The following is a 15,578-nucleotide window of genomic DNA, read 5'->3' as shown; positions in this document are numbered from 1 at the left end:
GGCAAAACCATAGAGATCAAGGGCTAAATAGTTTAAACTTCGCGCCCCATTTTTCAGTCAAGTGAAGACATTTGTGAGCAGCGATTTATCTCATATCCGCAACTTTTCCATTATTGCCCATATCGACCACGGCAAGTCGACATTGGCTGACCGTTTTATTCAATTCTGCGGAGGGCTTGAAGACCGTGAAATGGCCGCTCAAGTACTCGACTCAATGGATATTGAGCGTGAGCGCGGCATTACCATCAAAGCGCAAAGTGTGACGCTAAACTACAATGCGAAAGATGGTAAAACCTACCAGCTAAACTTTATTGATACACCTGGGCACGTCGACTTTTCTTACGAGGTCTCGCGTTCACTATCGGCCTGTGAAGGGGCATTATTGGTTGTTGATGCAGCACAGGGTGTAGAAGCTCAATCGGTAGCCAACTGCTATACCGCTATTGAACAAGGCCTTGAAGTCGTCCCAATCTTGAATAAGATGGACTTGCCGCAGGCTGAGCCTGAGCGAGTTGCTGCTGAAATTGAAGAAATTATTGGTATCGAGGCGCATGACGCCGTTCGTGCTTCGGCTAAAAGCGGTATTGGTATTGAAGAAACACTTGAAGAAATTGTTCGAGCTGTGCCACCGCCAGTCGGTGATTTAAACGGCGACTTACAAGCGCTTATTATCGACTCTTGGTTCGATAACTATTTGGGCGTTGTCTCATTAGTGCGTGTAAAGAACGGTATTTTGAGAAAAGGCGATAAAATCTCGGTGAAAAGTACCGGCCGTACTCACATCGTAGATCGTTTGGGTTTCTTTACCCCTAAAATGAATGAGCTAAAAGAGCTCAAGGCTGGTGAAGTTGGGTTTATTTGCGCATCTATTAAAGAAATTAAAGGCGCGCCCGTAGGTGATACCGTTACCCATGCGTCAACGCCCGATGTTGCTCAGCTACCTGGTTTTAAAAAGGTAAAACCGCAAGTTTATGCCGGTTTATTCCCTGTTAGCTCTGACGATTATGAAGCATTCCGTGAAGCATTAGGCAAACTCAGCTTGAATGATGCATCCTTATTCTACGAGCCAGAAAGCTCTGATGCGTTGGGCTTTGGTTTCCGTTGCGGCTTTTTAGGTATGCTGCACATGGAAATCATTCAAGAGCGACTAGAGCGTGAGTATGATCTTGACTTGATCACTACGGCACCAACCGTAGTTTACGAAATTTTAAAGTCTGATGGCTCAGTGATCTATGTTGACAACCCATCTAAGTTACCTGCCGTTAATAACATAGAAGAGTTCCGCGAACCTATTGTTAAAGCACATATATTGGTGCCTCAAGAGCACGTTGGTAACGTCATTACTTTGTGTGTTGAGAAACGTGGTATCCAGCAAGATATGCAGTTCTTAGGTGGGCAGGTTTCGCTAACTTATGACCTTCCGATGGCAGAGGTCGTTTTAGACTTCTTTGATCGTTTGAAGTCAGTTAGTCGAGGCTTTGCGTCACTAGATTTCAGTTTTGACCGTTTTGAAGCCGCAAAGTTAACTCGACTCGATGTTTTGGTAAACGGTGAGCGAGTCGATGCCTTAGCCATTATCATGCATGCAGATTTAATCCAGCGTCGAGGGCGTTCTTTATGCGAAAAGATGAAAGAACTAATTCCTCGTCAAATGTTTGATGTGGCTATTCAGGCAGCACATGGGTCGAATGTCGTGGCTAGAACGACAGTAAAAGCTTTACGAAAGAACGTAACGGCCAAATGTTATGGTGGTGACGTATCTCGTAAGAAGAAATTACTGCAAAAGCAGAAAGATGGTAAGAAACGTATGAAGCAGGTGGGCTCTGTCTCTATCCCGCAAGAAGCGTTCCTTGCAGTTTTGAAAATCGATAGCTAAACGTAAATTTAGTGTCGATATGACCGACGACCCTATATCCAAGATTAAAAGTGTTTCTTAATAGGCTCGAACATCAATAACAAGGAAATTAAATGAGTTTGTATGCTTTATCTGCCGCTATATTGCTATTTGCTCTGGCTCAAACGGGTCTCGTTTTTTGGAGTTATCGAAAGCGTTTAAATAGTATAGATTCTGGCCAATCGTTAAGCGTTGAGCAAATTGAAACTGTGTTTAAATCAACTCCGATCGAGCGAAGCTTAGGTTACGCTTTGATCGCGGTTTTAGGCTATTTGATCCTTCAGACTATTAAACAGGGTTTTGATTTTGCTGTTTTGATGCTCGGCGCCACTGTGTTTGCTGGTGTAGTTTGGGGTATCGATCGTTTCTTAACCAAAAAGTCTCGTGATGCATTATTAGCTCGTGCTGAAGAGTCTATCAACGATTTTGATGACAAAGTTGATCGCACTGCGTTAGAGCCAGGGTTAATTGAAAACAGCAAAGCGTTTTTCCCTATTTTGGTGTTTGTGTTCGTTTTGCGCAGTTTTTTAATCGAGCCATTTCAAATTCCATCGGGTTCAATGCGGCCTACATTAGAAATTCGTGACTTCATTCTCGTTAATCGTTTTGCTTACGGTATTAGAATGCCTATCACAAACAAAATCTTGATACCTGTTGATCAACCTCAACGTGGTGAGGTTATTGTTTTTAAGCCACCGCATGAACCAGAAAAGAACTTTATTAAACGTGTAATAGCAGTGCCCGGTGATACAGTTCAATATGATTATGCGACTAAGCAGCTTCGTGTAAACGGTGAAATAATAGAGAAAACACTGGTCGATAAAGTTAATATCGAAGGTGAACGTTTTAACCTGTATACCGAGCATTTGTTTGAACGGGAGCATGCAATATATACCAATCAGGCTCCTGCAAGCCGACGTCGAGATGAATGGCTACCAAGCCAAGGCGTTGTGGTACCTGAAGGTAAGTATTTTGTTATGGGCGACAACCGTGACAACAGTCATGATGCTCGTTATTGGGAAGGCACACGACGTTTATATCAAGGTGATGCAAGCAACAAGGGCAATAATGCATGGGGCTTTGTTGACGAAGACGCCGTTTTAGGTAAGGCTTTTGCTGTCTGGATGCATTGGAAGGGCTTTTATCCAAGCTTTTCACGTACGGGCAGTATTCAATAATATAAATATGGAGCAAATTTGATGGCTGGATTTCGTAAGCAACAAGGGTTGAGTTTATTTGGCGCAGCCTTCTTAGCGTTCTTGATTATATTTTTTGGCTTACTGTTCGTGAAGTTAAGTGGCCCTTATTATGATCATATGACCGTCAACAAAATGATCAAGACTAGCCTCGGCGACTTCAGTGCGGGTCGGTTCGATGAAGCGGTTTTTAAAGATCGCCTGCAAAAGAATATGCAAATCAATAACATTCGAATTGATTTGAAAAAAGAACTTATCGTAAACAAGCGTAAACAGCCTATTGTAATAGAGCTGGACTATGAAAAACGCATACATCTAATGGGTAATGTAGATGTGTTATTGTCTTTTAAAGAAACATACGAGTTATAGCATTGGCTGACAAATATTTTCGATTAACAAAATCAATTCAATACCAGTTTAGTAACCAAAGCCTGCTCGAGCAGGCTTTGTCGCATAGAAGCTTTTCCCGTACCAATAATGAGCGACTTGAATTTCTAGGCGATGCAATATTGAATTGTACCATTGCGCAAGCATTGTATGAGCAGTTCCCTAAAGCTAAAGAAGGACAAATGTCTCGCCTGCGAGCGCATCTCGTTAAGGGTGAAACCTTGGCTGAGCTTGGTCGTGAATTTGACCTAGGTGATTTCCTTAAGTTGGGCAGTGGCGAATTAAAAAGTGGAGGCTACCGCCGCGATAGTATTTTAGCTGACGCTGTTGAAGCAATTATCGGTGCAATAAGTAAAGATGCCGATCTAGCAACGTCACAAAAAGTATTATTAAGCTGGTACGAAGAGCGTTTAGCTGGTTTAAACTTAAAAGAAAACATTAAAGACTCTAAAACGCGCTTACAAGAATACTTGCAAGCACGCCGCTTAGCTTTACCAATTTACGATGTTGTAAATATCTCTGGTGAAGCACATCAACAAGAATTTACAGTGCATTGCACTATTGAAGGTTATTCTCACGTGATAGAAGGTATTGGTAACAGCCGTCGCATAGCGGAACAAGAAGCTGCTCGGCAAGCATTGACGCTATTAGGTGAGGTAGAAAAATCATGATTGAAGATCAAAAATTAGATACATTCTGCGGCTATGTCGCCATTGTTGGCCGTCCTAATGTCGGCAAATCGACATTAATGAACCACATTTTAGGTCAGAAAATATCAATTACTTCGCGTAAACCTCAAACCACACGCCACCAAATAGTAGGCATATATACCGAAGATAAAACTCAAGTTATTTTCGTTGATACACCGGGTATGCACCGCGGCCAAGAAAAAGCGATAAATAAGGTGATGAACCGTGCGGCAGATTCTGCACTAGCCGATGTAGACGCCGTATTAATGGTCGTCGATCGCACTGTTTGGGCCGATGAAGATCAGTGGGTATTAGATAAGCTGAAGCATGTGAAAGCACCCGTTTATCTAGTTATCAATAAAATAGATCATCTAGAAAACAAAGAGTCTTTGTTGCCGCATATTGAAAAAGTCTCAGAAAAATTTGATTTTAAAGAGGTGTTACCAATTTCAGCATTGCGAGGCCATAATTTAGATCGATTGATCGAAATATTGTCTTCGCAAATGCCTCGAAGCCTCTATTATTACCCAGAAGATCAAGTAACCGATCGCAGTCAACGTTTTATGGCCTCGGAAATTATTCGTGAGAAGCTAATGCGCCAGTTGGGTGCAGAACTACCCTACTCAACAGCGGTTGAAATTGAACAATTTAAATTTGAAGACCGTGTCTTACATCTACATGGTTTAATCTTAGTAGAGCGTTCAGGGCAAAAGCGTATCGTCATTGGCGATAAAGGCGCTCGACTTAAACAAGTGGGTCAAGAAGCCCGTTTAGATATGGAGTCGCTTTTTGAAACCAAAGTGATGTTAAATCTTTGGGTTAAAGTCAAAGGTGGTTGGGCAGATGACGAAAGAGCCTTGAAAAGCTTAGGCTACTTTGACGAGTAGAAACGAAAATGGTAGCGCGTGCAACGATTGTTCGTGGTTTTCTTTTGCATGCGCAAGCTATAGAAGAGCGTCATTTTTTATGCGATGTGTTTACGCACGAAAATGGACTCCTTCGTTGTAAGTTTAATGGTAATCGTCCTGAATTTTTCCGCCAGTTTGAAATTAAACTCACTTCCAAAAACAACTTTTATTCGTGTCATGACTTTCGCTATTTAGAGCCATTATGTATTCATGATTCACCAGCGCGTTTATATGGTTTATATATAAATGAGTTGGCTTTTCGTTTACTCCCTAGACAAATAGAAACAGGACCATTTTACGGAACTTACGTAAGTTCTTTGGTTCAGATTCAAGCGGGTAAAAACCTATTACCCAGCCTTCGTTTTTATGAAAAACAGTTATTAACGTTGCTTGGATCTGGGATAGATTACCAACGAAGTGTCGATGGATTTTCTATTGATCCAGAGTCACATTATCACTATCAAGCTGGGTTGGGTTTTGTACAAAGTGCACTAGGAGCCTGTTTAGGTAAACCTATTTTAGCTAACGCTGAAAATAACTATGAGGTGAAGGGTGCCTTGGCAATTGCTCGGCACTGCCAATATCAGCAGTTATTGATTCTGTTAGAAAACAGGCCGATCAATAGCCGAGAATGGTTGAAATTTTTAGCGCCAAATAGAGAGGTTGTTAAATGATAGGTATTGGTACTGATATTGTTCAAATAGATCGAATTGCTAAAGTATATGAAAAACAAGGCGAGCGATTTGTAAACCGAATTTTAACGAAAGCGGAGCAAGAAGTTTTTCATCAACGGCAACAATCAATCGCATTTTTAGCCAATCGATATGCAGCAAAGGAAGCAATTGCCAAAGCATTAGGGACGGGTATCGCTAAAGGTGTGAATTTTATAGACCTAGAAGTTTTACCTGACCCATTCGGAGCACCAAAAGTGAGTCTACATGGATATGCCAAGCAACTACTTGAGGAAAAAGGTGGCTGTCGAGCAGATATTAGTTTGTCCGATGAACGAGACTACGCCGTTGCTTTTGTAGTCTTGAGTTAAAATTAAATATCATTGCAGAGTCAGCACCGTTTTCTTTTGTTGTTGATTATGCGCATAAACTTTTAGAGCCTTATCGAAAATGCTGTCAATTTCGTTATCTTCAGACCAATGTACAATATTATTTATTTCATCATTTAGTACAAATAATGCATCTTCCAGTTGTGCGTAAAAGCCCTGCTTTAGAATAGTCTCTGCATTATATGAGGCCATTTTTAAACGTGGCACACCGCAGTAAGCGCTGGCGCCGTGGAGTCGATGAACCAATTCTAGTAACGCTTTATAATCGCCTTGTTGGTATTGATTGTTGATTTGTTCTTGGTCTTTTGCAAGCGTATCAATCAGCATGGCGAACATATCTTTGGCAAGGCTCAGTTTACCATTGGCTTTTTCTAAGCCACTGACTAAGTCAACGACTTCATACTCCGTTAAAGCATCAGAGTCTACCGGTGGAAAACTGTCTGCTTCTGACTCGTGTTCAAGGGTCGTTGGTTTAACATTGGAACCTAACAATGCCCCTGTCCATTTAAATAAGGTGCGTTGTAGCTGATCTTCATCAATAGGTTTTGCTAAATAATCATCCATCCCTGCTGCCATCATAGCATCTCGTTCTTCCGCTAAGGCATGTGCAGTAAGGGCGATGATCGGCACATGCTTATCTGTTGCTTCAAGCCGTCGAATTTGTCTTGTTGCTTCAAGGCCATCCATATTAGGCATTTGGATGTCCATAAATATCAGATCATAGTCATTTTCTATTGCTAAACCTACGGCGTCTTCACCATTATTTGTTGATGTGACTAAGATGCCTAGCGACTCTAACAATGCTGCAATGAGTTTGAGGTTTGCACTGTTGTCATCAACGGCCAACACAGAGACTTCGCTTCGATTCGTACCGAGCTTTAGGTTAGTTCCTTCGATAGCTTCAGTCGATTCCGGTTTGAGAATTTGAATCAGTGTTTGATATAAAACAGCGTTTCTAATGGGTTTCGTTAAAGAATAGTCAGCACCTTTCTCAAGTAACTTAGTATTAATGTTGTCATCATCTGAAGAGGAAGTGAGTACTAACACCTTGCAATGAAATTTTGTTTTCATGTGGATGATATGTTTATAGACGTCGTTCGTATCTGTCATTCCTGCAATATCGATGATAACTAAATTATTCGCCGGCAGCTTATTTTTAGTCCACTGAATAAGCATCTCTTTAGTGGATGCGTATTCTTGAACCTCTCCTCCCCAACCGGCAATTTGGTGGTTTAGGGCTAGGCGGCTCATTTCTCGCGGTTCTATGACGCCTACGCTACAGCCTTCTAGTCCTCGGTGCTTTGGTGGTTGTTGAGCGGCAGGAGCCACCTCTGATTTAATATTAAACCAAAAAGTTGACCCTTTATCTTTTTCACTTTCTAGACCGATGTCGCCACCCATTTGTTCAACTAAGCGTTTTGAAATAACTAGCCCTAAGCCAGTGCCACCAAATTCACGAGCGGTAGAAGAATCGGCTTGAGCAAAAGCTTGAAACAATGCTTTTTGTTGTTTCTTGGTCAAGCCAATCCCGGTATCCGTTATACTGACTCGAACAATAACTTTGTTGCCTTTTTGTTGCTCAATCATTGTACGAATGACAATGCTGCCTTCGGGCGTAAACTTGATAGCATTGCTAATTAAGTTAGTGAGAACTTGCTTAACGCGTAGCGGATCGAACACCAGCTGCTCCGGAACATCGTCATAAAAAAGTGACACAATTTCTAATGTCTTAGGTTGTGAAGTGGGTGCCAACATAGTGCAGACTTCTTCGATCGCAACTCGCAGGTTAGTGCTGCGTTGATCGAGCATTAACTTTCCTGCTTCAATTTTACAGAAATCAAGAACATCGTTGATGATGGTCAGTAGCACTTGAGAAGACGATAAAATAGTGCTGATGTAGTCTTCTTGTTTTTTTGTCAGATTTGAGCGCGTTAATAGGCGTGCGAAGCCAATAATGCCGTTAAGTGGGGTACGGATCTCATGGCTCATATTGGCTAAGAATTCGGTTTTAACTTGGTTGGCTTGTTGAGCATCTCTGCGCGCCATATCTAATTCAATATTCTGAATCTCAATGGTTTCTAAGGTTTCGCGTAAATCAAAGGTTGCTTGGTCAACACTGGTTTGCATTTCGTTGTAAGCATCTTTGATCGTCTCTGCCATTGCATTGATGCCTTCTTCTAGCTCGCGAAGTTCACCTTTTGATTGGGTCGGCACACGAACTTCTAAATTGCCCTCACGAATTTCACCAACAGCTCTGATCATATTGTGAACTGGGTCTATAACAGTACGGTTTAAATACAGCGCAATTACAGTAATGATGGCAAAGATAAATAATAATATGAGCAGGTTAAAGAGAATCGTTTGATATTGCGTTACGCGAGTATTGGCGTTGTCAAATTCTAGCTCAACCCAAGCAATAGGGTTTGATAAGGTGGCATTTAAAATAAAATCATCAGGGTGGAAAATAGGCACTAAGTAACGATAGGTCTCCTGACTTTCATAGAGCGTTAATGAGATTGTATCGGTAATTGACGCAGGGTACCTTGGGCCTATCGGGTTAGGGCCAGATGACAACCAAAGCGAAGCAAAAGAATCGTAAACTCTTACCGAGCGGGCATCTCTTTCGTTTAATGCTCTACGCATTAAAGCTTCACTCAAATCTTTAGATTTTGATGATACGGGTCCAGAAAGGGTATCAGCTAATTGGTTTGATATGCTTTTTGAGCGTTCACTAAAGGCCAGCTGTTGCTGGGTCAGATCATTATAGGTAAACCATGAAAAGGTGAGTGCACCTAGAATAAAGACTGGGATAAGCGATATAAATAGCAGTCGATTCTGTAATCCGGAGGAATTCATAGCTAGCCTATTAGTGAATAAACAACAATAAACCTCATTATGACTAAAAATGAACCAAGTTCACAGTTTATCGGCCTCATGACTAAAGTTAATCGAATTAGATGAGAAGATTATTATTTAACACGGTTATAAAACGGTACAATGGCCCCCATAATTGATTCCAAAGCATAATATTGAATGATCAGGAGCGTACATGAGTGAGTTTCCAACGATTGAGGCGTTTATTGGCCGAACACCTTTAGTGCGCTTACAGCGAATTAATCCAAACCCAAGCAATACGGTACTTGTAAAGCTCGAAGGGAATAACCCTGCTGGTTCCGTTAAAGACCGACCCGCGATGAATATGATTGTCCAGGCCGAGTTGAGAGGCGACATTACGCCAGGCGAACGCCTAATTGAGGCCACAAGTGGTAATACCGGTATAGCTTTGGCCATGGCGGCAGCGATTAAAGGCTATAAAATGACCTTAATCATGCCCTCTAATCTATCAGAAGAGCGTCGTGCCAGTATGCTAGCCTATGGGGCTGAAATTATCTCGGTAACACCTGAGCAAGGCATGGAATATGCCCGAGATTTAGCACTGGAAATGCAGTTAAAAGGTGAAGGCAAAGTATTAGACCAATTTAGTAACCCTGATAACCCTGCGGCACATAACTTAACCACCGGGCCAGAAATTTGGCAAGATAGCCATGGCCAGATTACTCATTTTATTTCAGCAATGGGCACGACGGGGACTATAATGGGCTGTTCAGAGTATTTGAAAGGACAAAACCCCGACATTCAAATTATCGGCTTGCAGCCAACCGATGGTTCGTCGATTCCAGGTATTCGACGCTGGCCAGTGGCTTACTTACCTGAAATATATCAACAAGCGCGCGTAGATTCGGTGATCGATATGGATCAAAACACGGCTGAGATGACCATGCGTCGATTAGCTCAAGAAGAAGGTATTTTTGCGGGTGTTAGTTCCGGAGGCGCTGTAGCTGGCGCACTATTGTTATCGGAGCAGGTAAATAATGCTGTCATTGTCGCGATCATCTGTGATCGTGGTGACCGCTATTTGTCTACAGGAGTGTACAACAAGTGAGAAAAAGACGGCCAACGCAGAAGTCACAAAGGTTGCCAGAGCCTATCGAGCTCGAAATAGAGCGATATAGTCATGATGGCCGCGGTATTGGCTTATACCAGGGGCGAGTGGTCATGGTCGCGAATGCTATGCCGACCGAACGGGTAAAAGTAAAAATAGAGCAAGCAAATACTAAGTTATGGCAAGGTAAAGCTATTGAGCATTTGCAAAAAAGTGAAGTAAGGCAGACGCCTATTTGTGGCTTTTATGGTGAATGCGGTGGCTGTGTTTTGCAGCATGTACCTCAACAAGATCAGCGCGAGCTTAAACAAAAGGCACTTGCAGACCATTTACGCCGCAATGATGTCAACGTTAAGGAATGGGCAGAGCCGATAACATCAGTTACTAAGTCATATCGGCATCGAGCTCGTTTTCAAGTCTCAAAGAAAGGCGAAGTGGGTTTTTATAATATCAAAGGTAATCGAATTGTAACGATAGATCATTGTGCGGTTGTGCAAGACGAAATAAACAGCGCTTTGAAGGTACTTCAAGCCAACGCCCCGCTAGAGGGTGTTAAGCAGGTTGAAATTGTTATAGATGATCACAAACAACTGGGTATTGCAGTAATCGAAGGCTCAGGTGTTGCCAAAACAGCTATTGAACAATGGGGCATGGAACAGGGCTGGGTAGCCGTTGAAGCATTGCAGTATACGGCTGCAGGAGCCGATACATTGGCTTTGCCCGGCAATTTCACCCAAGTAAATCGAGGCGTAAACACCGCCATGATCGAGCAAGCTAAAAATTGGTTGTTAGTTAACGAGTCAGATCGCCTGTTAGATTTATTCTGTGGTAACGGGAATGTTAGCTTGCCGTTTTCAAATGAAGTTCACAGTATCTTAGGCCTAGAAGCCAGTGATAAGGCGATTGAGCTGGCAATGCAAAGCCCTAGTAGGCAGGAAAACAGTCAATACCAGGTGGCAAACTTAATTAATACTAAGTTACAAGATTTACCTAATGTCGTTGATTTTGAGCCAACCTGTGTAATATTAGACCCACCTAGAGCGGGTGCCGAGCTGGCCGTAAATAATTTGAATGCGCTGCCTTCGGTACAGAAAATCCTGTACATTTCATGTGATCCAGCGACATTTGCGCGCGATTTATCCAGTTTAGTCAGTGATAAATGGCACTTGAGAAAGGTTGGCATAATGGATATGTTTCCTCATACTCGTCATATTGAAAGCATGGCATTGCTTGAGAAAAAGAAAATAGGACATCAAAAGTAGTGAAAGTACGTGAAGATCAACCAGTCTTTCGAGACGGCTCTGTCGATTTAGAAGCATGGTTGGATCGGTTAGAAGGTAAAACGCCCATCGTAGACCCGGAAGAATTAATGCGGGCCTGTCGTATTGCGCGTACTGCTGAACAAGAAACTGACCACCGAGCTAATCAATGGGGCGAGGGCGAGTCCACCTTTCTGACTGGTTTGGAAATGGTCGAAATTTTGGCCGATTTAGGGTTAGACCAAGACGCGCTTGTGGCCGCTGTGCTTTATCGCTCGGTTAGAGAGGAAGAGCTTGAACTCGATACTGTAAAAGATCAATTTGGTCCTAAAGTCGCTAACTTGATTCGCGGTGTCATGCAGATGGCCGCTATTCATACCAAGTATAAGTCGACGAAAGTCAGTGTCTTTGGGCAAAATGAAACCCAAGGTGAAGCCATTCGTAAAATGCTCGTCTCAATGATCGATGACGTGCGTGTTGCTCTAATTAAATTAGCTGAACGCACCTGTGCTATCCGAGCGGTAAAAAACGCTCCGGCGGCTCGTAAGTATAAGGTAGCGCGCGAAGTTTTTGATATATATGCCCCCTTAGCGCATCGCTTAGGCGTCGGTCACTTAAAATGGGAGTTAGAAGACTTAGCTTTCCGCTATATTGAGCCACAAGACTACAAAAAAATTGCGAAATTACTTGATGAAAAGCGCTTAGACCGCCAAGAGTATATCAAAAAAGTCGAAGACATTATTTCTAGTGAAATAGAGCAGGCTGACATACAAGCTCAAATTCAAGGTCGAGCCAAACATATCTATTCTATTTGGCGCAAAATGAAGCGAAAGAATATCAGCTTTAGCCAAGTCTACGACATTCGAGCGTTCCGAATATTGGTACCCGAGGTACGTGATTGTTATTCAGTATTAGGTATCGTGCATTCTCTATGGCGACACATTCCTCGTGAATTTGATGACTATATTGCTTCGCCTAAATCAAATGGCTACCGGTCTTTGCATACGGCTGTGATAGGCCCTGAAGGCAAAGTTGTTGAAATTCAAATCCGCACTAAAGAAATGCACGATGATGCAGAGTTAGGTGTTTGTGCCCACTGGTTATACAAAGGCACTGATGCGAAAAAAGCCTCGCAGTCTCGTGGCTATGAAGAAAAAGTTGCATGGTTGCGTCAAGTGCTTGAATGGCATGACGAGTTGGGCGGTGTTGATGAGATGGTCGACGAACTCGGTTCTGATGTTACTGTAGATCGTATTTATGTACTCACACCTGAAGGGCACGTGGTCGACTTATCCTCGGATGCCACACCGATAGATTTTGCCTATAAAGTTCACACCGATGTTGGCCACCGCTGCCGTGGTGCGAAAGTAAACGGCCGAATAGCGCCATTAAATACGCGGCTTATTGTTGGCGATCAAGTCGAAATTTTAACCGGTAGCGAAGCAGGCCCTAGTCGAGACTGGCTAAATTCTGACTTAGGTTTTGTGCGCTCACCTCGAACGCGCGCTAAAATTAAACATTGGTTTAAATCGCAAGATCGAGATGTCAATATTCGTGATGGTAAAGATATGCTGAATCGCGAATTACGTCGTTTCAATATCAATAAAGTTGAAATGTTGCAGCTGGCTGAATCGGTAAGTTTAACCACGGAAGATGATCTTTATGCCGCTATAGGTGCTAATGATATTCGTTTGATGAATGTGGTTCGACACGCTGAAGAAATTATGAATCCGGCGCAACCGAAAGAGATTCAAGTTCGCGAACGTAAAGAGCAAAACCACTCAGGCGATTTAATGATTCGAGGCGTTGGCAATATGCTAACGACTATTGCTAATTGTTGTAAGCCTGTACCAGGTGACTCTGTTGCTGGTTATATTACCCTAGGTCGAGGAGTTTCTATTCACCGTGACGATTGTGTTAACTTGTTGCAATTGCGTAGTAAAGAACAAGAGCGAATTATTGATGTTTCATGGGGTAAAGAAGTTCGCACAACATACCCAGTTGAACTGCATATTACCGCATACGATCGTACCGGTTTGTTGGCTGATATTATGACGACGCTAGCCAATATAGGTATCAATGTCACGGGAATGCAAACACTTTCGGATAAGTCGGATAACTCTGCAGAAATGCGCGTTACCGTTGAAGTTGAAAACATTAGTTCGTTAGGGCGTATTATGGCGTTGCTTACCAAAGTTCAGAATATTTCAGATGTTCGTCGGGTATATGTAGGTAAGCAAAGTGACTAAGCAGTACGGCTATGAAGACCTAAAAACGCTTATGGCTCGTTTACGCAACCCTGTAGACGGTTGCCCTTGGGATATACAGCAAACCTATCAAACCATCGTGCCTCATACACTTGAAGAAGTGTACGAGGTTATCGATACCATTGAACGTAATGACATTAATCACTTGCAAGAAGAATTAGGCGATCTATTATTTCAGATCGTATTCTACGCGCAAATAGCTAAAGATGAGTCGCACTTTGAACTCGATGATGTCATTCATGCTTTGGTCGCCAAGTTGATTCACCGTCATCCGCACGTTTTTCCGCAGGGTACATTAGACAGTCGCAGTCAAAAGTCAGAGATAGACGGCGAAGGTGTAAAAGGGCAGTGGGAAAAAATAAAGCAATTAGAAAAACAGCAAAAAAATAGAGCCACTAAGTTATTGGATGATATTCCTAAGGCCATGCCTGGATTGCTGCGAGCTAAGAAAATCCAAAAACGCGCATCTTCGGTAGGCTTTGACTGGCCTAGTAGTAAGGGTGTTTTAGCTAAAATTCGTGAAGAGTTAGATGAATTAGAAGAGGCGATAGAGTCTGGCGTTGTGAATGAGATGGAAGCAGAGCTGGGTGATGTGTTTTTTTCATTAGCGCACTTAACCAATCACTTAAAAGTAGATCCTGAGCTGTGTGTTCGGAAAACCAATGCTAAGTTTGAAGCACGCTTTGACTTTATAGAAGACCAAGTCAACCAAAGTGGTCGAGCTTGGTCAGAGTATAGTTTGGATGAGCTTGAAGCCTATTGGCAACAAGCCAAACTCAAAGAATAATTATTTATATACGCATTCAACAACCAAAGAGCCGATTGAATAACCTGCACCAAAGGAACAGATCATTCCTATATCACCATTATTAAAATCTTTGTTGTGACGATTAAATGCAATGATAGAACCCGCTGATGCAGTGTTACCAAATTCGTCTAAAATAGTGGGTGCTTCTTCATTTGTTGCAAGACGACCTAAAAGCTTTTTCGCAATCAACAAGTTCATATTTAAATTAGCCTGATGCAAAAACCAACGTTTAACCTGTTGGTTATCGATCTCATGAGCGGCTAAGTGTTCGGTCATGTGTTGTGCGGCCATAGGGCAAACTTCTTTAAAGACCTTACGGCCTTCTTGGTGGAATAAATTGTTTGCTGCAAACACATCGGTATCATTTGCGCGTGACAAATGACCAAAGTTTGAACGAATGTTATTAGAAAACTGAGTGACTGCTTTAGTACTTAGAATTTTAAAGTATTGTGGCGCCGTGACGGTATCTTCAGCTTCAACGATGACCGCGGTGGCTACATCGCCAAAAATAAAGTGACTGTCACGATCAGCATAGTTTAACTGCGGCGTGACTAACTCAGGGTTAACAACGAGAACCGCTTTAGCGCTGCCCGAACGAATCATCTCATAGGCGCGGTGTAAGCCAAAGGTAGCCGCAGAGCAAGCGACGAGCATATCAAAACCAAAGCCTGTAATACCAAGTTGCTCTTGCACCTCTATGGCAATTGCTGGGTATGCTCGCTCGGTATAGGCACAGCTTACAATAACAGCATCAATGTCAGCTCCAGTTTTATGGGCATCTGCGAGAGCCGCTTTGGCTGCCTTGACAGCCATTTCAGCCTGATAAGACAACTCATTTTCAGAGCGCGGCGGCAAGTTAGGGCGCATTCTGTTTATATCGAGAATGCCTTCTTTTTCATATACGTAGCGCTGCTTTATACCGCTCGCTTTGGTTATAAAGTCGGCATCAGACTTAGCCAATGGCTGAATTTCACCGGATTCTATTGCTTGAGCATGATCAGCGTTGAAACGATCAGCGTTCTCATTTAATACTTGTACTAATTCTTCATTAGAAATGCTGTTTTCTGGGTGCCAGAGGCCAGTGCCACTGATGGTGACCGTTGGGAATTGGAATTGTGACATTTTAGTGTGCCTTTTCTAGTTTGTAGTCAGTTTAGCAAAAAAAAT

13 protein-coding genes are annotated in these 15,578 nt (G+C 42.6%); 11 read left to right on the top strand and 2 right to left on the bottom strand.

Annotated elements, in window-relative coordinates:
* Positions 1–73: 73 nt before the first annotated feature.
* The 7 genes from lepA to acpS all read left to right on the top strand — a co-directional run bounded on the left by lepA (position 74) and on the right by acpS (position 6,116).
* Complete coding sequence (gene lepA / locus ACI882_RS06380; RefSeq protein WP_411745072.1) at positions 74–1,876, top strand: translation elongation factor 4; 1,803 nt, start codon at positions 74–76, stop codon at positions 1,874–1,876.
* A 92-nt stretch (positions 1,877–1,968) separates the two neighbouring features.
* Complete coding sequence (gene lepB, locus ACI882_RS06375; RefSeq protein ID WP_411745073.1) at positions 1,969–3,072, top strand: signal peptidase I; 1,104 nt, start codon at positions 1,969–1,971, stop codon at positions 3,070–3,072.
* Positions 3,073–3,093: 21 nt separating this feature from the next.
* Positions 3,094–3,459 (top strand): DUF4845 domain-containing protein, encoded by a 366-nt coding sequence (locus tag ACI882_RS06370; RefSeq protein ID WP_411745074.1) that lies wholly within the window; start codon positions 3,094–3,096, stop codon positions 3,457–3,459.
* Positions 3,460–3,461: 2 nt separating this feature from the next.
* Positions 3,462–4,148 (top strand): ribonuclease III, encoded by a 687-nt coding sequence (gene rnc / locus ACI882_RS06365; RefSeq protein ID WP_411745075.1) that lies wholly within the window; start codon positions 3,462–3,464, stop codon positions 4,146–4,148.
* On the top strand, positions 4,145–5,053 hold the full coding sequence (gene era, locus ACI882_RS06360; protein WP_411745076.1) for a GTPase Era: 909 nt from the start codon (positions 4,145–4,147) through the stop codon (positions 5,051–5,053). The genes rnc and era overlap by 4 nt, the downstream gene beginning before the upstream one ends.
* Before the next feature lie 8 nt (positions 5,054–5,061).
* A complete protein-coding gene (gene recO, locus ACI882_RS06355; RefSeq protein ID WP_411745077.1) occupies positions 5,062–5,748 on the top strand; it encodes a DNA repair protein RecO in 687 nt (228 codons plus the stop codon).
* Entirely contained in the window at positions 5,745–6,116 is a 372-nt protein-coding gene (acpS, locus tag ACI882_RS06350; protein WP_411745078.1) for a holo-ACP synthase, read from the top strand. The genes recO and acpS overlap by 4 nt, the downstream gene beginning before the upstream one ends.
* 9 nt (positions 6,117–6,125) lie before the next feature.
* On the opposite strand, the gene ACI882_RS06345 is transcribed toward acpS, so the two are convergent.
* Complete coding sequence (locus ACI882_RS06345; RefSeq protein WP_411745079.1) at positions 6,126–8,990, bottom strand: response regulator; 2,865 nt, start codon at positions 8,988–8,990, stop codon at positions 6,126–6,128.
* A gap of 193 nt (positions 8,991–9,183) precedes the next feature.
* Here ACI882_RS06345 and cysM point away from each other — a divergent pair, with 193 nt between their 5' ends.
* The 4 genes from cysM to mazG are packed head-to-tail and all read left to right on the top strand — an operon-like array spanning position 9,184 to position 14,390.
* Positions 9,184–10,077, top strand: coding sequence for a cysteine synthase CysM (gene cysM, locus ACI882_RS06340; RefSeq protein ID WP_411745080.1), 894 nt, complete (start codon positions 9,184–9,186; stop codon positions 10,075–10,077).
* Positions 10,074–11,339 carry a class I SAM-dependent RNA methyltransferase gene (locus ACI882_RS06335; protein ID WP_411748451.1) on the top strand — a complete coding sequence of 422 codons (1,266 nt, stop codon included), beginning with the start codon at positions 10,074–10,076 and terminating at the stop codon, positions 11,337–11,339. Before cysM ends, ACI882_RS06335 begins: the two co-directional genes overlap by 4 nt.
* Entirely contained in the window at positions 11,339–13,585 is a 2,247-nt protein-coding gene (gene relA / locus ACI882_RS06330) for a GTP diphosphokinase (protein WP_411745466.1), read from the top strand. Before ACI882_RS06335 ends, relA begins: the two co-directional genes overlap by 1 nt.
* A complete protein-coding gene (mazG, locus tag ACI882_RS06325) occupies positions 13,578–14,390 on the top strand; it encodes a nucleoside triphosphate pyrophosphohydrolase (protein WP_411745465.1) in 813 nt (270 codons plus the stop codon). The genes relA and mazG overlap by 8 nt, the downstream gene beginning before the upstream one ends.
* On the opposite strand, the gene ACI882_RS06320 is transcribed toward mazG, so the two are convergent.
* Positions 14,391–15,533, bottom strand: a complete 1,143-nt coding sequence (locus ACI882_RS06320) for a beta-ketoacyl-ACP synthase III (protein WP_411745464.1) — start codon at positions 15,531–15,533, stop codon at positions 14,391–14,393.
* Positions 15,534–15,578: the final 45 nt, after the last annotated feature.

It is taken from the genome of Reinekea sp., assembly GCF_046710285.1.
In the GTDB taxonomy this organism is placed as follows: domain Bacteria; phylum Pseudomonadota; class Gammaproteobacteria; order Pseudomonadales; family Natronospirillaceae; genus Reinekea.
This window is presented reverse-complemented; position numbering and strand designations above follow the sequence as displayed.